This is a genomic window from Pseudomonas sp. 273 (assembly GCF_029201425.1).
Lineage (GTDB): Bacteria > Pseudomonadota > Gammaproteobacteria > Pseudomonadales > Pseudomonadaceae > Pseudomonas > Pseudomonas delhiensis.
The window spans coordinates 1200097-1221663 of record NZ_CP116775.1; the positions used below are offsets into that span (position 1 = coordinate 1200097).

Here is a 21567-nt window from a genome sequence, read left to right on the forward strand (position 1 = left end):
GTGGAACCGAACGTCGTCGACCATACCTCCATGTGGAGCCTGATCAGCAACGCCAGTATCGTGGTGCAGCTGGTCATGCTCACCCTGGTGGCCGCCTCGGTCACTTCTTGGATCATGATCTTCCAGCGCAGCAACATGATGCGCTCGGCCAAGAAAGCCCTGGATGGCTTCGAAGAACGCTTCTGGTCGGGCATCGACCTGTCCAAGCTGTACCGCCAGGCCGGCAGCAACCCCGACCCGGACTCGGGCGTGGAGCAGATCTTCCGTGCCGGCTTCAAGGAGTTCTCGCGCCTGCGCCAGCAGTCCGGCGTCGACCCGGACGCGGTGATGGAAGGCGTGGCCCGTTCCATGCGCGTGGCCATCTCCCGTGAGGAAGAGAAGCTGGAAACCAGCCTGCCGTTCCTCGCCACCGTCGGCTCCACCAGTCCGTACATCGGCCTGTTCGGCACCGTCTGGGGCATCATGAACTCCTTCCGCGGCCTGGCCGCCGTGCAGCAGGCCACCCTGGCCACCGTCGCCCCCGGCATCGCCGAGGCCCTGGTCGCCACCGCCATCGGCCTGTTCGCCGCGATCCCCGCAGTCATCGCCTACAACCGCTTCGCCGCGCGCTCGGAAATGCTGATCGGCCGCTACTACACCTTCGCCGACGAGTTCCAGGCCATCCTGCACCGCAAAGTCCACGCCAGCGACGATTGACCAGAGAGGTGAGCCGACATGGCAAGGGTCCGTCATAAACGCAAGCCGGTCGCTGAAATGAACGTGGTGCCATACATCGACGTGATGCTGGTACTGCTGGTCATTTTCATGGTGACCGCACCGATGCTGAACCAGGGCGTCAAGGTCGACCTGCCCAAGGTCTCCAGCGAAGTGCTCCCGCAGGACAACGACTCGCGGGTGCTGACCATTTCGATCAAGGCCGACAAGACCTATTACTGGAACATGGGTTCGGAAGTCGACCCCGACCAGGGCAAGGGCAGTCAGACCGCGGTGGCGCTGGACCAACTGGTCAGCGCGGCAACCGCCATCCTGGCCCAGAACAGCAGTCAGGGTAAGAAAGTGCAGGTCTTCGTGCGTGGCGACAAGGCTGTCGACTACGGCTCCGTCATGGCTGTCATGGGCGGATTGCAGAAGGCCGGCGTAGGTAACGTCGGGCTGATTACCGAGGCGCCCGGAACTTGATGCAACGCGAACACTCCCCATCGGAAAGCTACTTCTGGCCGGTCGTACTGGCGGTAGCGCTGCACGTCCTGATTTTCGCGATGCTCTTCGTCAGTTGGGCCATGACGCCCGAGCTGCCGCCTGCGCGTCCGATCGTCCAGGCTACGCTCTACCAGCTCAAATCCAAGAGCCAGGCCACGCAGCAGACCAACCAGAAGATCGCCGGGGAGGCGAAGAAGACCTCTGCCAAGCAGTACGAACAGGAACAGCTGGAGCAAAAGAAGGTCGAGCAGGAAGCCGTAGCCGCGGCGAAAGCTGCGGAACAAAAGAAAGCCGATGAGGCTCGAAAGGCTGCGGATGCCGAGAAAGCTGCGGAAGCAGCCAAGGCAGCCGAGGCGAAGAAGGCCGCAGACGCCGCCAAGAAGGCGGCCGAGGCCAAGGCCGCTGCGCAGAAGCAGCAGGCCGACATCGCCAAGAAGAAGGCCGAGGAAGAGGCCAAGAAGCAAGCCGAGGAAGAAGCCAAGAAACAAGCCGCGGAGGAGGCCAAGAAGAAGGCCGCCGAAGAGGCCAGGAAGAAAGCCGAGGAGCAGGCCAAGAAACTCGCCGCCGCGGAGGACGCCAAGAAGAAGGCTGCCGCCGACGCCGCGAAGAAGAAGGCCGCTGCCCAGGCTGCGGCGAAGAAGGCTCAGGAAGACAAGAAGGCCCAGGCCCTGGCCGAACTGCTGTCCGACGACACGCAGCGCCAGCAGGCCCTGGCCGACGAACAGGGCAACGAGGTGGCAGGCAACTTCGACGACCTGATCCGCTCCCGGGTATCCGAGGGCTGGTCGCGTCCGCCATCGGCCCGCAACGGCATGAGTGTTACCGTGCAGATCAGCATGCTGCCCGATGGCACCATCACCAATGCGACCGTCGTCCGCTCCAGCGGCGACAAGGCGTTCGACAATTCCGCGGTGAACGCCGTGAGGAACGTCGGTCGCATTACTGAAATGCAGGGCCTGAGTCCCAAGGACTTCAATCCCTACCGTTCCTTCAAGATGACCTTCACGCCTGAGGACCTCACGCTGTGATCAAGATTTTCAGAGGATTGCTCGTCGCCCTGCTCTGCGTGGCAGGCGTAGCGATGGCAGATGAGAAGAACATTCTGGTGACCAGCGGGGCCGACCGGGCCGTGCCGATCGCCGTGGTGCCCTTCGGCTGGCAGGGTGGCAACGTCCTGCCCGACGACATGGCCAACATCATCGGCAACGACCTGCGCAACTCCGGCTACTTCGAGCCGATCCCGCGGCAGAACATGATCAGCCTGCCGGCCCAGGCCAGCGAGGTGATCTACCGCGACTGGCAGGCCCTCGGCGCGCAATACGTGCTGATCGGCAACATCACCCCGGCCGGCGGCCGCCTGCAGGTGCAGTACGGCCTGTTCAACGTCGCCACCCAGCAGCAGATCGTCACCGGCAGCGTCGGCGGCAGCGTCGAGCAGCTGCGCGACATGTCGCACTTCATCGCCGACCAGTCGTTCGAGAAGCTCACCGGCATCAAGGGCGCCTTCTCCACCAAGCTGCTCTACGTGACCGCCGAGCGCTTCTCCGCCGACAACACCCGCTTCACCCTGCAGCGCTCCGACTACGACGGCGCGCGCCCGGTGACCCTGCTGCAGTCGCGCGAGCCGATCCTCTCGCCGCGCTTCTCGCCGGACGGCCGCCGCATCGCCTACGTGTCCTTCGAGCAGAAGCGCCCGCGCATCTTCATGCAGTACGTCGACACCGGCCGCCGCGAGCAACTGACCAACTTCGAGGGCCTCAACGGCGCCCCGGCGTTCTCCCCGGACGGCAACCGCCTGGCCCTGGTGCTGTCGCGCGACGGCAACCCGGAGATCTACCTGATGGACCTGGGCTCGCGCCAGCTGCGCCGCCTGACCAACAACGCGGCCATCGACACCGAACCCTTCTGGGGCAAGGACGGCTCGACCCTGTACTTCACCTCGGACCGTGGCGGCAAGCCGCAGATCTACAAGATGAACGTCAACAGCGGCGCTACCGACCGCGTGACCTTCACCGGCAACTACAACGCCAACCCGAAACTCTCGGCCGACGAGAAGACCCTGGTGATGGTCCACCGCCAGGAAGGTTTCACCAACTTCCAGATCGCCGCCCAGGACCTGCAACGCGGCAATCTGCGGGTACTTTCGAACACAACCCTTAACGACTCGCCCACTGTCGCGCCAAATGGCACGATGATAATATACGCGTCCCGCCAGCAGGACCGGGGCGTGTTGATGCTGACCAGCATCAACGGACGTGTTCGGTTACCGCTACCCACCGCTCAGGGCGACGTGCGCGAGCCTTCCTGGTCCCCTTACCTGAACTGACGGTTGCCAACTGTTTCAAACTTATACACTGGGGTTCATTAGGAGTTACATGATGGAAATGCTGAAATTCGGCAAATTTGCCGTTATCGCCCTCGCCATGGCCGTAGCCGTAGGTTGCTCGTCCAAGAAAGGCGATGCTACTGGTGAAGGCGCCAATGGCGGCGTTGACCCGAACGCTGGCTACGGCGCCAACAGCGGTGCCGTTGACGGCAGCCTGAGCGACGAAGCCGCCCTGCGTGCGATCACCACCTTCTACTTCGAGTACGACAGCTCCGACCTGAAGCCGGAAGCCATGCGCGCTCTGGACGTACACGCCAAAGACCTCAAAGGCAGCGGCCAGCACGTTGTCCTGGAAGGCCACACCGACGAGCGCGGCACCCGCGAGTACAACATGGCTCTGGGCGAGCGTCGCGCCAAGGCCGTTCAGCGCTACCTGGTGCTGCAGGGTGTTTCCCCGGCTCAGCTGGAGCTGGTTTCCTACGGTAAGGAGCGTCCGGTTGCCACCGGCCACGACGAACAGTCCTGGGCTCAGAACCGTCGCGTCGAGCTGAAGAAGTAAGACCCTATGCGCCTGCGATTTCTGACCTTGATGGTCTGCGGCCTGCCGCTGATGGCGGCGGCCGCGGTTCCGGTGGTGGATGGTAACGATGGCGGCTACGCCAGCGCGCCGCCCGCGGGGTACGGCACCGCAGGCACTGATGGTGCTTATGCCGGTGGCGGGGCGGCTGCGGCCGCTCCCGTCTCCGGGCAAGCCCAGCTGTTCCTGCAACTGCAGCAGATGCAGGACGAGATCGCCCGCCTGCGCGGCACCCTCGAAGAGCAGCAGAACCAGATCCAGCAGCTGAAGCAGGAAAGCCTCGAGCGTTACCAGGACCTCGACCGTCGCCTTTCCTCCGCTCCGGCGGCACAGAACTCCTCCACCGACGGCAGCGCCGCCGGTGCGGGCGCAGCGGCCGGCGCCGCAGCCGCCCAGCAGCAACAGGCCCAGCCCGCGAGCAGCGAGCCGGGCGATCCGGCGAAAGAGAAGCTCTACTACGACGCGGCTTTCGACCTGATCAAGGCCAAGGACTTCGACAAGGCCAGCCAGGCCTTCGGCGCCTTCCTGCGCAAGTACCCCGGCAGCCAGTACGCCGGCAACGCCCAGTACTGGCTCGGCGAGGTGAACCTGGCCAAGGGCGACCTGCAGGGCGCCGGCCAGGCCTTCGCCAAGGTCAGCCAGGCCTACCCGAGCAGCCCCAAGGTGCCGGACTCGCTGTACAAGCTGGCCGACGTGGAACGCCGCCTGGGCAACAACGACAAGGCCCGCGGCATCCTCCAGCAGGTGGTCGCCCAGTACCCGGGCAGCTCCGCCGCGCAACTGGCCCAGCGTGACCTGAAGAGCCTCAAGTAAGCCTCTTGTCGCTCATCTGAAAACGCCGTTTCTTCCAGCAGGGGGAAACGGCGTTTTTCATTGCTACCGGGATGTCCGGCGTGGCCGGTAAATCCGATCGCGGACCCTACGCCGCCCCACCCACGTCATCCCCTTGTAGGAGCGCGCCCTGCTCGCGAATCGCGGGCAGGGCCCGCTCCTACGTCACCGGCCAGGAGCGAGCCTCCCTGGAACTGTAGGAGCGGACTCCGTCCGCGATTGCGTTGAACCCCACCATCGCCCGAATGAACAACATTCCGCGCCGGGCGCCGGTTTTTTCGCTAGAATCGCCGCCACCCGGAGCCGCGGAGCGGTTTCAGCTCGGCTGATGTCTGCCCGCCCGGGGTTCCCGGACGCCTGTCGCGTTCGCTCATTACACCGCAACGGAGGCGGATGGCCTGTACAGCCGTCACGCCCGTGGCTGATATGCAACAGACCCTGCGAATCACCGAGATCTTCTACTCGTTGCAGGGGGAAGCGCGCACCGTCGGACTGCCGACCGTGTTCGTGCGCCTGACCGGCTGCCCCCTGCGCTGCCAGTACTGCGACTCCGCCTACGCCTTCAGTGGCGGCGAGATCCGCAGCCTGGACAGCATCCTCGAAACCGTCGCCGGCTACCGGCCGCGCCACGTCTGCGTCACCGGCGGCGAACCGCTGGCGCAGCCCAACTGCCTGCCGCTGCTGCAGCGCCTGTGCGATGCCGGCTATGCGGTATCGCTGGAAACCAGCGGCGCGCTGGACATCTCCGCCACCGACCGCCGCGTCAGCCGGGTGCTCGACCTGAAGACCCCGGGCTCCGGCGAGGTGCGCCGCAACCGCTACGAGAACATCGCCCAGCTCACCGGCAACGACCAGGTCAAGTTCGTCCTCTGCTCCCGCGAGGATTACGACTGGGCGGTCTCCAAGCTGATCGAGTACCGCCTCGACGAGCGTGCTGGCGAAGTGCTGTTCTCGCCGAGCCACCACCAGCTGGCGCCGCGCGAGCTGGCCGACTGGATAGTCGCCGACAACCTGCCGGTGCGCTTCCAGATGCAACTGCACAAGCTCCTCTGGAACGACGAACCGGGTCGCTGAGACGCGGACGGGAAGGGTAATCACATGACTCAGAAGAAAGCCATCATCCTGCTCTCCGGCGGGCTCGACTCCGCCACCGTGGTGGCCATGGCCAAGGCCGAGGGCTACGCCTGCTACAGCATGAGCTTCGACTACGGCCAGCGTCACCGCGCCGAACTCCAGGCCGCCGAGCGCGTCGCCCGCCAGCTGGGCGTGGTGGAACACAAGGTCATCGGCCTCAACCTCAACGGCATCGGCGGCTCGGCGCTGACCGACAGCAGCATCGCCGTGCCCGAGGCGCCCAGCGAGGGCATCCCGGTCACCTACGTGCCGGCGCGCAACACCGTGTTCCTTTCCCTGGCCCTGGGCTGGGCCGAGGTGCTCGGTGCGCGGGACATCTTCATCGGCGTCAACGCCGTGGACTATTCCGGCTACCCGGACTGCCGCCCCGAGTTCGTCGAGGCCTTCGAGCGCATGGCCAACCTGGCCACCAAGGCCGGTGTCGAGGGCGACGGCTTCCGCATCCAGGCGCCGCTGCAGTTCCTCTCCAAGGCACAGATCATCCAGGCCGGCGTGGCCCGCGGCGTGGACTACGCGCTGACCGTGAGCTGCTACCAGGCGGACGACGAAGGCCGCGCCTGCGGCAAGTGCGACAGCTGCCGCCTGCGTTCGGAAGGCTTCGCCGCGGCGGGGATTTCAGACCCTACGAGATATTTCTGAAAAATTTTTCGTAAGGGTGTTGTTTTTGCGTTAGAAATCAGTATTATACGCCTCGCGTTGGGTCGTTAGCTCAGTCGGTAGAGCAGTTGGCTTTTAACCAATTGGTCGTAGGTTCGAATCCTACACGACCCACCACTTCGCAAAGCCCCTGGCCATAGGCCAGGGGCTTTTTCTTTGCCCGCGAAAAACTCAGAACGGCCGGCTGCCGCCCAGGCTGATGCGCTTGAGGCGCCGCCGCTCGCTGGCCGGGAAGGCGTTGCGGCCGTGCAGGGTGGCCTGGTTGTCCCACCAGACGATGTCGCCCACTTTCCATTTGTGCGTGTAGCTCAGCTCCGGGCGCTGCAGGTGCGCGCGCAGCCGCTCGATCAGCGCCTTGCCCTGCTGCGGCTCGTGACCGGGGATTTCCACCTCGGTGTGCACGCTGAGGTAGAGCACGCGCTTGCCGCTTTCCGGGTGGGTGCGCACCAGCGGGTGCTCGGTGCCCTGGATCGGCTCGATGTCCGGGGTGCGGTAGGTGACGAAGCCGCCGGCGTAGCCGTTCTTCAGGCGCACGAAGGGGTTGTAGTTGATCAGCCGCAGGCCGTCGATCTCCTGGCGGGTGGCCTCGTCCAGGCTTTCATACGCCAGCGCCAGGTTGGTGAAGTGCGTCTCGCCACCGCTGTTCGGCACTTCCAGGGCGTAGAGGAAGGAGCCGGAGGAGGGCAGCGGCGTCCACTGGTGGTCGACGTGGGCGGGCAGGGCGAAGTTGCCCAGCTCGCCATCGCCGGTGTTGGCCACCTTGACGATGTCCGGGGCCTTGCCGTCGGCGCCGGAGGACAGCACCGGCACGTCCGCCGGCGGCTGGAACACCGCGCCGAACAGGGTGGCGAAGCGCAGGTACTGCTCGTCGTCCAGCTGCTGGTCGCGGAAGATCAGGATGTGGTGCTCGCGGTGGGCCTGCCTGATCGCCAGGATTTGCTCCGGCGTCAGTGGCTGGCGCGCGTCCAGGCCGCGGACCTCGGCGCCCAGCGGGGCGTCGAGGGGGATGATGGCGAAGGGTTCGATCAGGGTTTCTTGCGGTGCCTTGAGGGCGGCGGATTGGCTCATGGTTTGGTTCTCCGTGTCAGGCTTGGGTCACCCTCTCCCCGGCCCTCTCCCTGAAGGGAGAGGGGGTATCCGTGCGAAGCGCGTCTTCTGTGCTGTCCTGCTACCGCGTCTGCAGGATCCAACCATGGTTTCGCTTCACGCCGATCCAGTCCCCTCTCCCTTCAGGGAGAGGTTAGGGAGAGGGTGTGCTTTCAGGCTTTCTTGACGGTCCGGCTACGCTGCCCGTCCACCCCCACCGGCACCTCGCCGGCCAGGGTCACGCGGCGCACGATGCGCGGCTGGGTGCCGTAGTCGTCCACCGCGTAGTGCTGGGTGGCGCGGTTGTCCCAGATGGCCACGTCGCCGGCCTGCCAGCGCCAGCGCACGGTGTTCTCCAGGCGGGTGACGTGGCTTTGCAGCACCGCGAAGAGGTGCTGGGAGTCGTGCTGCGACAGGCCCTTCAGGCGCTTCACGAAGTGCCCCAGCAGCAGGTTGCGTTCGCCGCTGATGGGGTGCACGCGCACCACCGGGTGCTCGGTCTCGTAGACGGTGGAGGTGAACACCTTGCGGTAGTGCTCCAGGCGCGCCGGGTCGGCGTTGGGCTTGGCCGCGGCGTAGTCGTATTCGTTGCTGTGCACGGCCCAGAGCTTGTCGGCCAGCGCCTTGAGCTCGTCGGTGAGGTCGTCGTAGGCGCTGGCGGTGTTGGCCCATACGGTGTCGCCGCCGGCTTCCGGGGCCACTACGTTGCGCAGGATGGAGGCCTTGGGGTAGGCCTCGACGAAGGTCACGTCGGTGTGCCAGGAGTTGGCCCGGCGGCCTTCGGCGCCATCCAGTTCGAGCAGGTACTCGGTGCCGTCGCGCACCGGCACCGTCGGGTGCGCCACCGGCTCGCCGAGCAGCTTGGCGAAGGCCTCCTGGCCCTGGTCGTCGAGCTGGCCCTGGCCGCGGAAGAAGATCACCTTGTGCTCGACCAGGGCGGCCTGGATGGCCTCGACCGTGGCGGCGTCCAGGCTGCCGGACAGAGTCACCCCGCGGATCTCGGCGCCGATGCGCCCGGCCACCGGGTGGATGTCGAGTCGTACGGCGGGTTGTACGGCGTGTGCTGCGTTGCTCATCTGGTTTTCCTCATTGCTGTAGGTGGTACTGCAAGGGGCCGCGCGGGACTGCGCCGCGCGGTGAGTGGGATCAGAAGTCGTAGCGGACCGAGGCGCCCAGGGTGCGCGGCTGGCCCACCGAGGCGGTGTAGGAGCCGTTGATGCTGGCGAAGGCGGCCAGGTAGTAGTCCTTGTCGAAGGCGTTCTTCAGCCAGACCGAGGCGTCCAGCTGGCCGTCGCCGAGGTCGTGGCGCACGCCGACGGAGAAGTTCGCCAGGCCGTAGCCGGGGATCTTCGAGAGGTCGGAGTCGTCCAGGGTGCCCTCGGCCTCGGAGCGGTACGAGTAGCTGGCGTTGACGTAGGGTTCGAAGCGGTTGGCCAGCTGCCACTTGTATTCGCCGTTGAGGTTGGCGATCCATTTCGAGGCGCCGACCACGCGCTTGCCGGTGAGGTCGCAGCTGGCCGGGGCTCCGGGCTGGGTGCTGATCTCCGCCGGGCACGGGGCGTCCTTGAACGACAGGTAGGTGACGTCGTTGTAGGAGCCGTTGAAGTTCAGCGTCAGGCCGCGGATCGGCAGGGCGGTGGCCTCCAGTTCAAGGCCGCGGGAGCGCACGCTGCCGGCATTGGAGAGCACCTGCACCAGCTGGGAGGAGCCGGCCGGCTGGTACAGGGTGGTGGCCTGGTAGCCGTGGATGCCGGTCCAGAAGAGGTTGGCGTTGAGCTGCAGGCGGCGCTCGAACAGCGTCGATTTCAGGCCCAGCTCGGCGTCGTTGGCCCGCTCCGGGCCGACCAGCAGGGAGTCGGCGCCGGCGCTCGGCGCACTGGCCACCGCCAGGTTCACCCCGCCGGACTTCTCGCCATGGGACAGCGAGGCGTAGCCCAGCAGGTCGTCGCTGAACTGGTAGCTCAGGCTGAGCAGCGCCGAGGGGGCGAAGCTGTACACGCTGAGGTCGCCGGAGTCGTAGGCGCCCAGCTGGCCGTTGCGCACCACCGCGCCGGCGCCGGTCACGGGGGCGCCGCCCACCGGGGCGTAGCGCTTCACCTTGGCGTCCTTCTCCTCGTAGGTGCCGCGCAGGCCGGCGGTGAAGTCGAGCTTGTCGGTGAGGTGCCAGGTGCCCTGGGAGAAGAGCGCGAAGCTGTCGGTCTCGATCTTGCCGTTGGCCTTGCTGGAAGCGTTGTTCAGCGCGTTGAGGTTGGTGCCCAGCAGGTAGCTGTCGGCCAGCGGGCCGTAGTCGGTGAAGGTCTTGTTGCCCAGGTTCTGGTTGAACGCGTAGGCGCCGACCACGTAGTCGAAGGCGCCGCCGGTGGGCGAGGCCAGGCGGATCTCCTGGGAGAACTGGCGGTCGCGCACCGCCACCCCGGTGTTGCGGATCGCCGAGACGTTCAGCTGCTCGTCGTTGGCCGGGGTGAAGTTCCAGAAGCGGTAGGCGCTGATGGAGGTCAGGGTGAAGTCGTTGGCCAGCTTCCAGTTGGCCTCCACCGAGCTGCCGCCCTGGTGCACGCTGACGTGCTGGCGGCTGTCGATGTTGACCTTGTGCCGGTCCGGGTCGGCGATCGGCGAGGCGCCGACCAGCGCGGCGCGCTGCCAGAAGCGCGGTGCGGCGCCGTAGACGACCATGCTGCCGTTGCTGGAGTCCTCCTCGTTGTACTCGCTGATCCAGCGCAGGCTGAAGTCCTCGCCGGGCTTGTACAGCAGTTGCCCGCGGATGCCCTGGCGCTCGCCGCCGTTGAGCTTGTTGTCGTCGTGGATGTTGGTGATGTAGCCGTCGCTGCGGGTGCGGTAGGCCGAGACGCGCCCGGCCAGCTCGTCGGTGAGCGGCCCGGAGACGGTGCCGCGGCCCTGGAAGTAGCCTTCCTGGCCGCCGGAGACCTCCACCGTGCGCTCGGGGGTGAAGGTCGGCGCGCGGGTGCTGATGTTGAGCACGCCGGCGGTGGTGTTCTTGCCGAACAGGGTGCCTTGCGGGCCGCGCAGCAGTTCCAGCTGCTCGATGTCCAGCAGGTCGAACACCGCCATGCCCGGGCGGCCCAGGTAGACGTTGTCCAGGTAGACCCCGGCGGAGCCTTCCAGGCCGTCGCTGGCCGGGTTGTTGCCGATGCCGCGCACGGCGATGCTCGACTGGCGGGCGTGGATGTAGGCGACGTTCACGCTGGGCAGCACCTGCTGCAGGTCCTGCACCTTGGTGATGCGCTGGTTCTCCAGGGTGGCGCCGTCGAGCACGGTGATGGGCGTGGGCACCTTCTGCGAGTCTTCCTCGCGGCGCCGGGCGGTGACCGTGACCTTGCCCAGGGCGGCGGCCTGGGTAGTGGTGTCCTTGTCGGCGGCGCTGGCGGCCTCGGGCGTGGCGCCGGTGGTGTCATCCTGCTCGGCGGCCTGCAGCGGCAGCGCGCCGCCCAGTGCGAGCAGCAGGACCAGGGCGTAGTCGGGGGCGCCGGGCCGGGTTCGGCCGGGGCGGGGCGTGAACGGGGATTGCAGCGAGGCACTCAGGCTCATGGTTTTTTCCTTGCATCAGGCACTGCCCGGCTGGGTGCGGGCAACAGGGGGCCGTGCCATGCAAGGCATGGCGTGAACGGCTCTCTTCGATTCGGTGGGCGTCTGGGCGACGCCGGGCATTCAGCGGCTACAGCCGCGAGGCGGAAGCATTCGTGCCGGCAGCAGGCGCGGGGCGAAAGGGTGCAAGGCCATCGGGGGCTCCTGGTCGAGGGGCATATTCTTATTTCTTAAAAGAATAAATTTAAGTTTTATTCTTCGTTGACGGAATAAGAGCTTGCATTTAAAACCAGCGCATCCCCCACGGCAAATGCCTTTGTCCAATATTTTCAATGCCGGTAAAGCATCATGGATCTGCGCCAACTGCGTTACTTCATCGCCCTCACCGAACACCGCAGTTTCGTCCGCGCGGCCGATGCCATGGGCATCACCCAGCCGGCCTTCAGCCGCAGCATCCAGGGCCTGGAGCAGGAGCTGGGCTGCCAGCTGGTGGACCGCGGCAGCAAGGAGCTGCGCCCCACGCCCGAAGGCCAGGTGGTGCTGCAGCACGCGCTGCGCTTGGTGCAGGGCGCAGCCAACCTGACCCAGGAAATCACCCAGCTGAACAAGCTGGACGCCGGCGAACTGCATTTCGGCTGCGGGCCGGCGCCGGCGCAGAAACTGGTGCCCGACGCCGTGGCGCGGCTGATCCGGCGGCACCCGCGGCTGCAGATCGACTTCCAGGTGGACAACTGGGAGCGCCTGTCGCGCAGCCTGCTGCGCGACGAGATCGAGTTCTTCATCGCCGACATCCGCCACTTCGAGGCCGACCCCGGCTTCCAGACGCGGCCGCTTAGCCCGCGCCGGGGTTTCTTCTTCTGCCGCACCGGGCACCCGCTGCTGGCCAAGGAGAGCCTGTCCACCAACGACCTGTTCGCCTATCCCCTGGCTTCCGCGCGGATGCCGCCGGGCATCCGCAAGCTGCTGGCCAACCTCAGTGGCAAGAGCGACCTGCAGGCGAACATCCAGTGCGAGCACCTGGGCTCGCTGGTGCGCATCGTCAGCCAGACCGACGCCATCGGCGTGGGCAGCGAGGACGGCCTGCGCCAGGCGCTGGCCAACGGCGAGGTGGCGCGCCTGCACCTGCGCAACCTGCCGCACAACATCGACAGCCTGCAGGCGCGCTGCGGCATCGTCAGCCGTACCGGCTACCGCCTTTCGGCGGCGGCGCGGGCGCTGATCGAGACGTTGGTGGAGCTGGACGAGGAAGAGCGGAGCGCGGTGGCGTGAAGCGACCGGCGGGGCGGGGGTGATTCTGTAGGAGCGAGCTTGCTCGCGAACCTTGGGCCTGTGCTCCGATCTCCCCTTCGCTATTCCCGCGAACGCGGGAACCCAATTGGCTTGGGGGCTTGGTGTAGCGCGCCGCTCCGAGTACTCGGATGTTTTTTGTTTCGCCCCTCGGGCGAGTCACTTTTGTCAAACGCCACAAAAGTAACCAAAAAGGCTTGCCCCGACATACGGGCCCGATGAAGCCGGGCTACCCTTGCGAATTCCCCCGCCACGGAGGCCCGCCCCGACAGCACGTCCCTGTACTGATCGGGGCTCTAGCGACATCCATGTCGCATGACCTCCTGAGCGCCGGTTTCGCTCGGCCTTCTGAAGGGGCGTTCCGGTGCGCTCGGTTGTTTCTCTGGAAATCCAAAAACCAGAGCAAGAGCCGGCGTGCTCTTCGTAGGAGCGAGCTTGCTCGCGAACCCTGGCTCCGCTCCCCCTCCCTAACCCTCCCCCGCAAGCGGGAGAGGGGACCGTTCGGCGTGAAGTGGAATCACGAAGCTCCCGGGCTCCCCGTAGGGCGCATAACGCCTATGGCGTTATCCGCCAAATCGCGGACAGAGTCCGCTCCTACGGTTCCAGGAAGCACTGTCGTAGGAGCGGACTCCGTCCGCGATTGGATTCACCGGCCACGCCGGACGCCTCGGCGGCACGGCCAACGGTGGATAACCGCGAACGGTTATACGCCCTACGGTCGGGCATGGTTGCAGGCTGCCCAGGGCTACCCGGCGGCACCTGGATCACTGCACCTGCGCCACCGGCTGTGCCGCAGCCAGCTTGGCGGCGGCTGCCAGGTAGTCCGGCTTGGCCCAGTCGGCGGCTTTGAAGTCGCGGCGGATCAGGCCGTACTGCTTGGCGGCCTGGATCGAGGCGTCGAGCTGGCCGAGGAAGCCGGCGTCCAGCTGCGGCGACAGGGCGTCGGCCAGCGGGCGGTCCTTGTATTCGGTCTGCAGGATGATCGGCGGGTAGCCGGCCTGGTTCGACACCAGGTCGATGAAGGCCGCGTGGTTGGCTTCGGCACCGGCCCAGGCCAGGGCCTGCAGTTCCACCTTGAGCAGGCGCTGGGTGATCTCCGGGTGGGCGTCGACGAAGGCGCCATTGCCTACCAGCACCGCCTGCAGGGTGCCGGCGCCGCCGAGGTCGCGGGTGCTCAGGGGGATTTCCGCCAGGCCTTTCTCGCGCAGGGCGAAGAGGCCGGCCAGGCCCCAGGTGGCGTCGATCTGCTTGGCCGCCAGGGCGGCCAGCGATGCGTTGAAGTCCAGGCTGATGACCTTCAGGTCCTTCTCGCCCAACCCGACGCTGGCCAGGGCGTTGTCGAACGACAGCTGGCTGGCGGTGCCGCGGAAGAGACCGACGCGCTTGCCCTTGAGGTCGGCCAGGGTCTTGATCCCCGAGCCCGGCTGCACGCCCAGGTAGTGGTTGACGCCGCGCCCGGTGGCGGCCAGCAGGCGGGTGTCCAGGCCGCTGGCCTTGCCGATGATGGCGGCCAGGTCGCCGAGGTAGGCGAAGTCCACCTGGCCGTTGGCGAAGGCCTCGTTGATCACCGGGCCTGCGCCCTTGAAGTAGGTCCACTTGATCTCGATGCCGTCGTTGGCGAACTCCTTCTCCAGCAGCTTGCGGGTATAGAGCACGTCGACGATGCCGCCACCGGAATGGTTCTGCCCGGCGCCCACGTCGGGCACGGCGATGCGGATTTCCTTCGGCGCCTCGGCGGCGCTGGTGAACGGGGCGTAGGCGCCGAGCAGCCCGGCGAGCACCGGGGCGGCGAAGAGCGACAGCAACTGGTGGGTGAGGGCCTTCATGGCGCCTGCCTCCTGCGGGGGAATGGGAGGGGCACTAAGGCAGGTCGCGGCCGATTAATAAAATAATAAAAATTCATTTTTTAATAATTTAAAGAGATAAGTCAGCCGCCATCCGCGCTGCCGGGCGAATGCGCGCAAGGCATAAAAAATATTCGTCGAATGCATTGGCCGCACCGGGGAGGCTTCCCTTAAATGGGACTTCTTAGCTCATAAATGCATTGATAGATTTTTTCATATTCCAATGAAGAATATTTCTAAGGCGCTCGCCTTGCCTGTGCCCAGCCCCTCAAGCGCCGTCGCCTCGCAGCGTCTGGCGCGCCTCGCCCCGCGCCTGCTGCCCTGGCTGTTGCCGCTGGCGCTGTTCGTCCTCTGGTGGCTGGCCGCCGCCCAGCACTGGATGTCCGCGCAGATACTGCCGGCGCCGACGCTGGTCTGGCAGAGCGCCCGCGAGCTGTTCGCCGGCGAGCTCTGGCAGCAACTGTGGATCAGCCTGCAGCGGCTGTTCTGGGGCCTGCTCGCCGGCATCGCCAGCGGCGCGGCGCTGGGTGCCTGGCTGGGTTTCAGCCGCAGCGCCGAGCGCTTCGTGCTGCCGACCTTCCTGGCCCTGGCGCAGGTTCCCACGCTCGCCTGGATTCCGCTGTTCATGCTGTTCTTCGGCATCGGCGAACTGCTCAAGCTGGTGGTGCTGGTCAAGGCGGTGATAGTCCCGGTGGCGCTGCACACCCTGGTCGGCGTGCGCGATGCCCAGCCCAAGCTGCGCGAGGCCGCCGCCGTGCTGCGCCTGCCGACGCCGCTGCTGGTGCGCCGGCTGCTGCTGCCGGCGGCGCTGCCGGCCTTCCTCACCGGCGTGCGCCTGGCCCTGGCCCAGGGCTGGACCTCGCTGCTGGCGGTGGAGCTGCTGGCCTCCAGCGAGGGCATCGGCTACCTGATGGTGCAGAGCCGCCAACTGTTCATGCTCGACGTGGTATTTGTCTGCATCCTCGTCGTCGGCCTGGTGGGCGCGGCCATGGACCAGGGCATCCAGGCCCTGGAGCGGCGCCTGGTGCACTGGCCGCAACAGGCTGCCGGCGAGTTCCGCCGCGGCGCCCGCGGCCAGGGCTGGCAGCGTCTGCAGCCCTGGCTGCTGCCGCTGGCGCTGCTCGGCCTGTGGCAGGCGGCGAGCATCGCCCGGTGGGTCGACCCGGCGATCCTCGCCAGCCCCGCCGCGGTGGTCGAGGCCACCTGGCAGGGCCTGCTCGACGGTAGCCTGCCCACGGCCCTGCTGGCCAGCCTGAAGCGTTCGCTGCTGGGCCTGCTGCTGGGCGGCGGCGCCGGCTTCCTGCTGGGCCTGGCGCTGGGCCTGTGGCGCCCGGCGGAGCGCCTGCTCGGCCCGTCGTTCTCGGCCCTGCGCCAGGTGGCGATCTTCGCCTGGGTGCCGCTACTCACCGCCTGGTTCGGCCTGGGCGAGGCGGCCAAGGTGGTGTTCGTCGCCCTGGCCAGCTTCTTCCCGCTGCTGCTGGCCACCCAGCGCGGCATCGCCAGCCTGCCGGCGCAACTGGGCGAGGCGGCCCGGGTGCTGCGCCTGTCGAGCTGGCAGCGCCTGCGCCGGCTGGTGCTGCCGGGGGCGGCGCCGTCGATCTTCGCGGGCCTGCGCCTGGGCCTGATCTACGCCTGGCTGGGCACCATCGGCGCCGAGTACTTCATGCCCTCGGACGGCGGTATCGGCAGCCTGATGATCGGCGCCCAGCAGCTGTTCCGCATGGACCTGGTCAGCGCCGGGATGCTCCTGGTCGGCCTCACCGGCGCCCTGCTCGGCGCCCTCGGACAACGCATCGAAGCGCGCGCCACGCGCTGGAGACACGCATGAACGCTTTCACTTCCGCGCCGCTGGTGAGCTTCCGCCAGGTCGGCAAGAGCTTCCCGGTGGACGGCCGGCAACTGGAGGCCATCCAGCGCTTCGACCTGGACATCGCCGAGGGCGAGTTCATCGCCATCGTCGGCGCCAGCGGCTGCGGCAAGTCCACCCTGCTGCGCCTGCTGGTGGGCCTGGACCGCGAGTATCGCGGCGAGATCCGCATCGGCGACAAGGCCATCGACGGCATCGGTGGCGAGCGCGGCATCGTGTTCCAGGAGCACCGCCTGTTCCCCTGGCTGACGGTGGAGCAGAACGTCGCCCTGGGCCTGGTCAACGAGCCGCTGAGCGAGACCGGCAAGGCGCGCAAGGTCGCTGACTACCTGGAGCTGGTGGGCCTGTCGGCCTTCCACCGCGCCTACCCGCACCAGCTTTCCGGCGGCATGGCCCAGCGCGTGGCCATCGCCCGCGGGCTGGTGGCCAGCCCGCGCATCCTGCTGCTGGACGAACCCTTCGGCGCCCTCGACGCGCTGACCCGCCAGCAGTTGCAGGAGGAACTGCTGCGCATCCGCGAGCGCGAGCGCATCACCACCCTGCTGGTGACCCACGACGTGGAGGAGGCGCTGTTCCTGGCCGACCGCGTGGTGGTCATGGCGCCGCGCCCGGGGCGCATCAAGCGCATCGTCGAGGTGCCCCTGGCACACCCGCGCGAGCGCGGCGGCTTCGACTTCCTGCGCCTGCGCGAGGAGCTGCTGCACGAGCTGACCGGCGATGGCGACTACGTCGCGCCGCAGCCTAGGCGGGTGGAGAACCTGCCGTTCGAGTTCATCGCCTGCTGAGGCGTCTCTTCTTTTCGTAGGAGCGAGGGGGACGCCTAGTTCTTGCTCGCGAACAAACGCAGTGCCATGCGGTTCGCGAGCAAGCTCGCTCCTACAAGGCCTACCCCAAACACCGACCGAGTCCCGACATGAGCAAACGCCCCAACTTCCTGGTGATAGTCGCCGACGACCTCGGCTTCTCCGACATCGGCGCCTTCGGCGGCGAGATCGCCACGCCCAACCTCGACGCCCTGGCCCATGCCGGCCTGCGCCTGACCGACTTCCACACCGCGCCGACCTGCTCGCCGACGCGCTCGATGCTGCTCACCGGCACCGACCACCACATCGCCGGCATCGGCACCATGGCCGAGGTGCTGACCCCGGAGCTGGAGGGCAAGCCCGGCTACGAGGGCTACCTCAACGACCGCGTGGTGGCGCTGCCCGAACTGCTGCGCGAGGCCGGCTACCAGACGCTGATGGCCGGCAAGTGGCACCTGGGCCTGAAGGCCGAGCAGGCGCCCCACGCGCGCGGCTTCGAGCGTTCCTTCTCGCTGCTGCCCGGCGCCGCCAACCACTACGGCTACGAGCCGCCCTACGACGAAAGCACGCCGCGCATCCTCAAGGGCACGCCGGCGCTCTACATCGAGGACGACCAGTTCATCGACCAGTTGCCCGAGGGCTTCTATTCCTCCGATGCCTTCGGCGACAAGCTGCTGCAGTACCTCAAGCAACGCGACCAGGCGCGGCCGTTCTTCGCCTACCTGCCGTTCTCCGCGCCGCACTGGCCGCTGCAGGCGCCCAAGGAGGTGGTGGACAAGTACCGCGGGCGCTACGACGCCGGCCCCGAGGCGCTGCGCCAGGAGCGCCTGGCCCGGCTCAAGGAACTGGGCCTGGTGGCGCACGACGTCGAGGCGCACCCGGTGGTCGCCATCAGCCGCGAGTGGGAGGCGCTGAGCGACGAGGAGCGGGCGAAGTCGGCGCGGGCCATGGAGGTCTACGCGGCCATGGTCGAGCGCATGGACTGGAACATCGGTCGGGTGGTCGACTACCTGCGCCAGCAGGGCGAGCTGGACAACACCTTCGTCCTGTTCATGTCCGACAACGGCGCCGAGGGTGCGCTGCTGGAGGCCTTCCCGAAATTCGGTCCGGACCTGCTGGGCTTCCTCGACCAGCACTACGACAACAGCCTGGACAACATCGGCCGCGCCAACTCCTACGTCTGGTACGGCCCGCGCTGGGCCCAGGCGGCCACCGCGCCGTCGCGGCTGTTCAAGGCCTTCACCACCGAGGGCGGCATCCGCGTGCCGGCCTTCGTGCGCTACCCGCAGCTGTCTCGCCAGGGCGTGATCAGCGAGCAGTTCGCCACCGTCATGGACATCACCCCGACCCTCCTCGACCTGGCCGGCGTGCGCCACCCCGGCAAGCGCTGGCGTGGCCGCGAGGTCGCCGAGCCGCGCGGCAAGTCCTGGCTGGGCTGGCTGTCCGGCGAGACCGAGCGCGCCCACGACGAGAAGACCGTGACCGGCTGGGAGCTGTTCGGCATGCGCGCCATCCGCCAGGGCGACTGGAAGGCGGTGTACATCCCCGCGCCGGTGGGCCCGGCCAGTTGGCAGCTGTACGACCTGGCCAAGGACCCGGGCGAGGTCCACGACCTGGCCGAGGCCCAGCCGGGCAAGCTGGCCGAGCTGATCGAACACTGGAAGCAGTACGTCAACGAGACCGGCGTGGTGGAGGGGGCGTCGCCGTTCCTGGTGCGCTGAGCCGCGGTCGACGAAAAGCGAAGCCCCGGGCAGCGATGCCCGGGGCTTTTTTGTTTTCGCTGCGGGGAGGCCGGCGCAGCCGGTGAGATCAATCGCGGACGGAGTCCGCTCCTACAGGTTGACACCGAACCTTCCGCCCACGCCGGACAGCCCCTCTCCCTTCAGGGAGAGGGTTGGGGAGAGGGGCGGAGCCAACCCCAGGCACCGTGGCCGCCGGGAAACGCCATTCGCGAGCAAGCTCGCTCCTACGAAGAGCACCTCGGCGCGGCCTGCAAGACAAGGACGGCAAGCCTCGTAGGAGCGGACTCCGTCCGCGATGATAGGCCGTTGAAAACGGCGGATAACGGTGGCTCCGTGGCTTTTCGTGCGGATAAAAAAAGGCCGCTTTCCCCTGCCTGAGTTGAAGAAAGCGACCTGGAAGAACGGATGTTTCGATGGGGTATTGCAACGAAGAACAGCGATGAAACGCCTTAGCGCGCCGTGATCACCGACAGCTTGGTGATCCCGGCCTTCTCGATCGAGGCCATGGCCTTGGCCACCTGGCCGTAGTTCACGCCCTCGTCGGCCTGCAGCTGCACGCGCAGCTCCGGTTCCTTGGCCTTGGCCGCCTCCAGGCTGCCCTGCAGCAGCTCGGGTTGGATTTCATCCTTGTTGATGAACCACTTGCCGGCGCCGTCGATGCTCACCACCAGCGGGTCCTTCTGTTCCGGCGGGGCCACCGATTCGGTCTTGGGCAGGTTGATCGGGATGGCGTTGGTCAGCAGCGGCGCGGTGACGATGAACACCACCAGCAGCACCAGCATCACGTCCACCAGCGGAGTGACGTTGATCTCGGAGAGAACCTCGTCGCTGTCCTGGGTCGAGAAGGCCATGTCAGCTCGCCTCCTTCACGTTCTTGCCGACGCTGGGCTTCTTGGCCGCGGCAGGGTGGACGATGACGCGGAAGGCGCTCTTCTGGGCGAGGCTGTAGAAGTCGTGGGCGAAGTCGTCGAGGTCGGCCGCGGTGAGCTTCAGGCGGCGCAGGAAGTAGTTGTAGACCAGCACCGCGGGCACGGCGACGGCGATGCCCACGCCGGTGGCGATCAGCGCCGAGCCGATGGGGCCGGCCACGGTCTCCAGGCTCGCCGAGCCTGCGGCGCTGATGCCCTTGAGCGCCTCCATGATGCCCCACACGGTGCCGAACAGGCCGATGAAGGGCGAGGTGGAGCCGATCGAGGCGAGCACCGCCAGGCCCGATTCCAGGGAGCGGCGCTCGCGCTGGATCTGCTGGCGCAGGGCGCGTTCCAGGCGGTCCTGGTGGTTGATCGACTGGGCCAGGTCGTGCTGGTTGCCGTCGGGCACCTGGATGGCGGCGAAGCCGGCCTGGGCCACCCGGGCGCCGGCACCGGGCTGGCCGGCGGACTGCTCGCCGGCCGATTCGAGGCTGGTGGCGCCCCAGAACTGCTTCTGGAAGCGACGGTCCTGGGATTTCTGGCGGCCGAACTGGATGCCCTTGACCAGGGCCAGGCTCCAGGTGAGGACGGAGAAGCCGGCCAGTAGCCAGATCACCGCGCCTTCGACGGATTCCACGGGGTTGAGGGGCAGACTCATGGGGTTCTCTCCTGTGCGAACTCGTCGCAGATCAATTCAGTTTGAAGTCGATGGGCACGCTGACCCAGCCGTCCTGGGCCACGTCGCCGCGTTTGGCGGGTACGAACTTCCAGCGCTGCACGGCCTTGATCGCCGCCTGGTCGAGGGCCTCGCGGCCGCTGGAGGTCTGCACCTGGATTTCGCTCGGGCCGCCGCTGGCCAGCACGTGGACGCGCAGCAGCACCGTGCCTTCCCAGCCGCGGCGCTGCGCCAGGGCCGGGTATTCCGGCGCCGGGTTGTGCAGGTAGCCGGCGTGGGCCGAGGGCGGGGTGACCGGGGCCGGCGCCGGTGGAGCCGGGGGCGCGGGCGGTGCCGGCGGGGTCTCCGCCTTGGGCGGCGCGGGCGGCTGTTCCACCGGCTTGGGTTTGGGCTTGGCCACCGGTTTCGGCTTGGGCTTGGGCACCGGCTTGGGCGGCGGCGGTTTCACCGCGTTCTCGTCCACCACGGGCGGCGGCGGTTCTTCCACCACCGGCGGCGTTGGCTCGGGCGGCGGCGGCTCCACCACCGGCGGGGTGGGGGCGCTGAATTCGATGGTCATGGGCGGTACCTGCGGCGGCACCTCGGGCAGCCTGGGCGTGGGTTGCTGGCCCAGCCAGTAGGCCACGGAGCCATGCAGGGTCAGGACCAGCAGGCCGAGCAGCAGCGCTTCGCGGCGGCCCAGCACGCTGTGCTTCGCCGGCACGTGGCGCACCAGCTGCAGGGGGGGCGCGGCGGCCGGCCCAGCTCGACCCTATCGCCACCGGGCGCAGGGCGCAGGCGCGGGTCTTGCGCGACGGCTGGCTGGGGGTTGGCCATGGACGATCTCCTCGGGTTTCTAGCGACGACCTGGAAAAGCGCGGCGCCGTGGGGGCGCCGGGTTCGGACTGGATGATTGAGGGAGAGCCTTAGCTGTTAAAGTAATTGTTTGCCTTATTTAAATTTCCTTAGGGAATAAGCGATTCGCGCGGACCGCTGCAGGCGGCGTGGCACTAAGGCTTGGCGGATTCGCCGGATGCCCTCATGCCTTTGCGGCATGAAAAATATGCCCGCAGGGCAGGGCGCCGAGGCCCGTTCCAGAGCCTT

Annotated in this window: 18 protein-coding genes, 1 tRNA gene and 1 pseudogene; 13 read left to right on the forward strand and 7 right to left on the reverse strand. The window is 67.3% G+C overall.

Features of this window, described 5'->3' with window-relative positions; genetic code table 11:
- From tolQ to PKO50_RS05935, 9 genes are all read left to right on the forward strand, one after another.
- Positions 1 to 696 (forward strand): protein TolQ, encoded by a 696-nt coding sequence (tolQ, locus tag PKO50_RS05895; protein ID WP_109935637.1) that lies wholly within the window; start codon positions 1 to 3, stop codon positions 694 to 696.
- 18 nt (positions 697 to 714) lie between these two features.
- Positions 715 to 1179 carry a protein TolR gene (gene tolR, locus PKO50_RS05900; RefSeq protein ID WP_089394036.1) on the forward strand — a complete coding sequence of 155 codons (465 nt, stop codon included), beginning with the start codon at positions 715 to 717 and terminating at the stop codon, positions 1177 to 1179.
- On the forward strand, positions 1179 to 2228 hold the full coding sequence (tolA, locus tag PKO50_RS05905; protein WP_275629113.1) for a cell envelope integrity protein TolA: 1050 nt from the start codon (positions 1179 to 1181) through the stop codon (positions 2226 to 2228). The genes tolR and tolA overlap by 1 nt, the downstream gene beginning before the upstream one ends.
- A gap of 53 nt (positions 2229 to 2281) precedes the next feature.
- Positions 2282 to 3526 carry a Tol-Pal system beta propeller repeat protein TolB gene (tolB, locus tag PKO50_RS05910; protein ID WP_218281440.1) on the forward strand — a complete coding sequence of 415 codons (1245 nt, stop codon included), beginning with the start codon at positions 2282 to 2284 and terminating at the stop codon, positions 3524 to 3526.
- A 52-nt stretch (positions 3527 to 3578) separates the two neighbouring features.
- Positions 3579 to 4085: a peptidoglycan-associated lipoprotein Pal gene (gene pal / locus PKO50_RS05915; protein ID WP_009616943.1), complete on the forward strand. Its 507-nt coding sequence runs from the start codon at positions 3579 to 3581 to the stop codon at positions 4083 to 4085.
- A 6-nt stretch (positions 4086 to 4091) separates the two neighbouring features.
- A complete protein-coding gene (gene ybgF / locus PKO50_RS05920; protein ID WP_109935634.1) occupies positions 4092 to 4916 on the forward strand; it encodes a tol-pal system protein YbgF in 825 nt (274 codons plus the stop codon).
- 444 nt (positions 4917 to 5360) lie between these two features.
- Entirely contained in the window at positions 5361 to 6008 is a 648-nt protein-coding gene (gene queE, locus PKO50_RS05925; protein WP_089394032.1) for a 7-carboxy-7-deazaguanine synthase QueE, read from the forward strand.
- A 24-nt stretch (positions 6009 to 6032) separates the two neighbouring features.
- Positions 6033 to 6707, forward strand: coding sequence for a 7-cyano-7-deazaguanine synthase QueC (queC, locus tag PKO50_RS05930; RefSeq protein ID WP_275629114.1), 675 nt, complete (start codon positions 6033 to 6035; stop codon positions 6705 to 6707).
- Positions 6708 to 6766: 59 nt separating this feature from the next.
- Positions 6767 to 6842: transfer RNA gene (locus tag PKO50_RS05935), tRNA-Lys, on the forward strand.
- 54 nt (positions 6843 to 6896) lie between these two features.
- Here PKO50_RS05935 and PKO50_RS05940 read toward each other — a convergent pair.
- The 3 genes from PKO50_RS05940 to PKO50_RS05950 form a co-directional block, all read right to left on the reverse strand.
- A complete protein-coding gene (locus tag PKO50_RS05940) occupies positions 6897 to 7793 on the reverse strand; it encodes a TauD/TfdA family dioxygenase (protein WP_275629115.1) in 897 nt (298 codons plus the stop codon).
- A 191-nt stretch (positions 7794 to 7984) separates the two neighbouring features.
- A complete protein-coding gene (locus tag PKO50_RS05945) occupies positions 7985 to 8887 on the reverse strand; it encodes a TauD/TfdA family dioxygenase (RefSeq protein WP_275629116.1) in 903 nt (300 codons plus the stop codon).
- Between the two features lie 70 nt (positions 8888 to 8957).
- Complete coding sequence (locus PKO50_RS05950; RefSeq protein WP_275629117.1) at positions 8958 to 11357, reverse strand: TonB-dependent receptor; 2400 nt, start codon at positions 11355 to 11357, stop codon at positions 8958 to 8960.
- Positions 11358 to 11702: 345 nt separating this feature from the next.
- Here PKO50_RS05950 and PKO50_RS05955 point away from each other — a divergent pair, with 345 nt between their 5' ends.
- Entirely contained in the window at positions 11703 to 12623 is a 921-nt protein-coding gene (locus tag PKO50_RS05955; protein WP_109932312.1) for a LysR family transcriptional regulator, read from the forward strand.
- Between the two features lie 782 nt (positions 12624 to 13405).
- Here PKO50_RS05955 and PKO50_RS05960 read toward each other — a convergent pair.
- A complete protein-coding gene (locus PKO50_RS05960; RefSeq protein ID WP_109933588.1) occupies positions 13406 to 14467 on the reverse strand; it encodes an ABC transporter substrate-binding protein in 1062 nt (353 codons plus the stop codon).
- 241 nt (positions 14468 to 14708) lie between these two features.
- On the opposite strand from PKO50_RS05960, the gene PKO50_RS05965 reads away from it, so the two are divergent.
- The 3 genes from PKO50_RS05965 to PKO50_RS05975 all read left to right on the forward strand — a co-directional run bounded on the left by PKO50_RS05965 (position 14709) and on the right by PKO50_RS05975 (position 18876).
- Positions 14709 to 16313: an ABC transporter permease gene (locus PKO50_RS05965; RefSeq protein WP_275629118.1), complete on the forward strand. Its 1605-nt coding sequence runs from the start codon at positions 14709 to 14711 to the stop codon at positions 16311 to 16313.
- Positions 16310 to 17137 carry an ABC transporter ATP-binding protein gene (locus tag PKO50_RS05970; protein WP_089393134.1) on the forward strand — a complete coding sequence of 276 codons (828 nt, stop codon included), beginning with the start codon at positions 16310 to 16312 and terminating at the stop codon, positions 17135 to 17137. The genes PKO50_RS05965 and PKO50_RS05970 overlap by 4 nt, the downstream gene beginning before the upstream one ends.
- Before the next feature lie 128 nt (positions 17138 to 17265).
- Positions 17266 to 18876 carry an arylsulfatase gene (locus tag PKO50_RS05975; RefSeq protein WP_275629119.1) on the forward strand — a complete coding sequence of 537 codons (1611 nt, stop codon included), beginning with the start codon at positions 17266 to 17268 and terminating at the stop codon, positions 18874 to 18876.
- Between the two features lie 470 nt (positions 18877 to 19346).
- Here PKO50_RS05975 and PKO50_RS05980 read toward each other — a convergent pair whose 3' ends face one another.
- The 3 genes and pseudogenes from PKO50_RS05980 to PKO50_RS05990 all read right to left on the reverse strand — a co-directional run bounded on the left by PKO50_RS05980 (position 19347) and on the right by PKO50_RS05990 (position 21300).
- Positions 19347 to 19748, reverse strand: coding sequence for a biopolymer transporter ExbD (locus PKO50_RS05980; RefSeq protein ID WP_009616955.1), 402 nt, complete (start codon positions 19746 to 19748; stop codon positions 19347 to 19349).
- A 1-nt stretch (position 19749) separates the two neighbouring features.
- Complete coding sequence (locus tag PKO50_RS05985; protein WP_275629120.1) at positions 19750 to 20466, reverse strand: MotA/TolQ/ExbB proton channel family protein; 717 nt, start codon at positions 20464 to 20466, stop codon at positions 19750 to 19752.
- A gap of 31 nt (positions 20467 to 20497) precedes the next feature.
- Positions 20498 to 21300 (reverse strand): annotated as a pseudogene (locus PKO50_RS05990) (energy transducer TonB).
- Between the last annotated feature and the right edge of the window lie 267 nt (positions 21301 to 21567).

Bases quoted from the DNA above. Each gene is read 5' to 3' on its own strand.
- tolR (WP_089394036.1), top strand. From the start codon at position 715: ATGGCAAGGGTCCGTCATAAACGCAAGCCGGTCGCTGAAATGAACGTG.
- tolA (WP_275629113.1), top strand. From the start codon at position 1,179: ATGCAACGCGAACACTCCCCATCGGAAAGCTACTTCTGGCCGGTCGTA.
- tolB (WP_218281440.1), top strand. From the start codon at position 2,282: ATGGCAGATGAGAAGAACATTCTGGTGACCAGCGGGGCCGACCGGGCC.
- pal (WP_009616943.1), top strand. From the start codon at position 3,579: ATGGAAATGCTGAAATTCGGCAAATTTGCCGTTATCGCCCTCGCCATG.
- ybgF (WP_109935634.1), top strand. From the start codon at position 4,092: ATGCGCCTGCGATTTCTGACCTTGATGGTCTGCGGCCTGCCGCTGATG.
- queE (WP_089394032.1), top strand. From the start codon at position 5,361: ATGCAACAGACCCTGCGAATCACCGAGATCTTCTACTCGTTGCAGGGG.
- queC (WP_275629114.1), top strand. From the start codon at position 6,033: ATGACTCAGAAGAAAGCCATCATCCTGCTCTCCGGCGGGCTCGACTCC.
- PKO50_RS05940 (WP_275629115.1), bottom strand. From the start codon at position 7,793: ATGAGCCAATCCGCCGCCCTCAAGGCACCGCAAGAAACCCTGATCGAA.
- PKO50_RS05945 (WP_275629116.1), bottom strand. From the start codon at position 8,887: ATGAGCAACGCAGCACACGCCGTACAACCCGCCGTACGACTCGACATC.
- PKO50_RS05950 (WP_275629117.1), bottom strand. From the start codon at position 11,357: ATGAGCCTGAGTGCCTCGCTGCAATCCCCGTTCACGCCCCGCCCCGGC.
- PKO50_RS05955 (WP_109932312.1), top strand. From the start codon at position 11,703: ATGGATCTGCGCCAACTGCGTTACTTCATCGCCCTCACCGAACACCGC.
- PKO50_RS05960 (WP_109933588.1), bottom strand. From the start codon at position 14,467: ATGAAGGCCCTCACCCACCAGTTGCTGTCGCTCTTCGCCGCCCCGGTG.
- PKO50_RS05965 (WP_275629118.1), top strand. From the start codon at position 14,709: ATGAAGAATATTTCTAAGGCGCTCGCCTTGCCTGTGCCCAGCCCCTCA.
- PKO50_RS05970 (WP_089393134.1), top strand. From the start codon at position 16,310: ATGAACGCTTTCACTTCCGCGCCGCTGGTGAGCTTCCGCCAGGTCGGC.
- PKO50_RS05975 (WP_275629119.1), top strand. From the start codon at position 17,266: ATGAGCAAACGCCCCAACTTCCTGGTGATAGTCGCCGACGACCTCGGC.
- PKO50_RS05980 (WP_009616955.1), bottom strand. From the start codon at position 19,748: ATGGCCTTCTCGACCCAGGACAGCGACGAGGTTCTCTCCGAGATCAAC.
- PKO50_RS05985 (WP_275629120.1), bottom strand. From the start codon at position 20,466: ATGAGTCTGCCCCTCAACCCCGTGGAATCCGTCGAAGGCGCGGTGATC.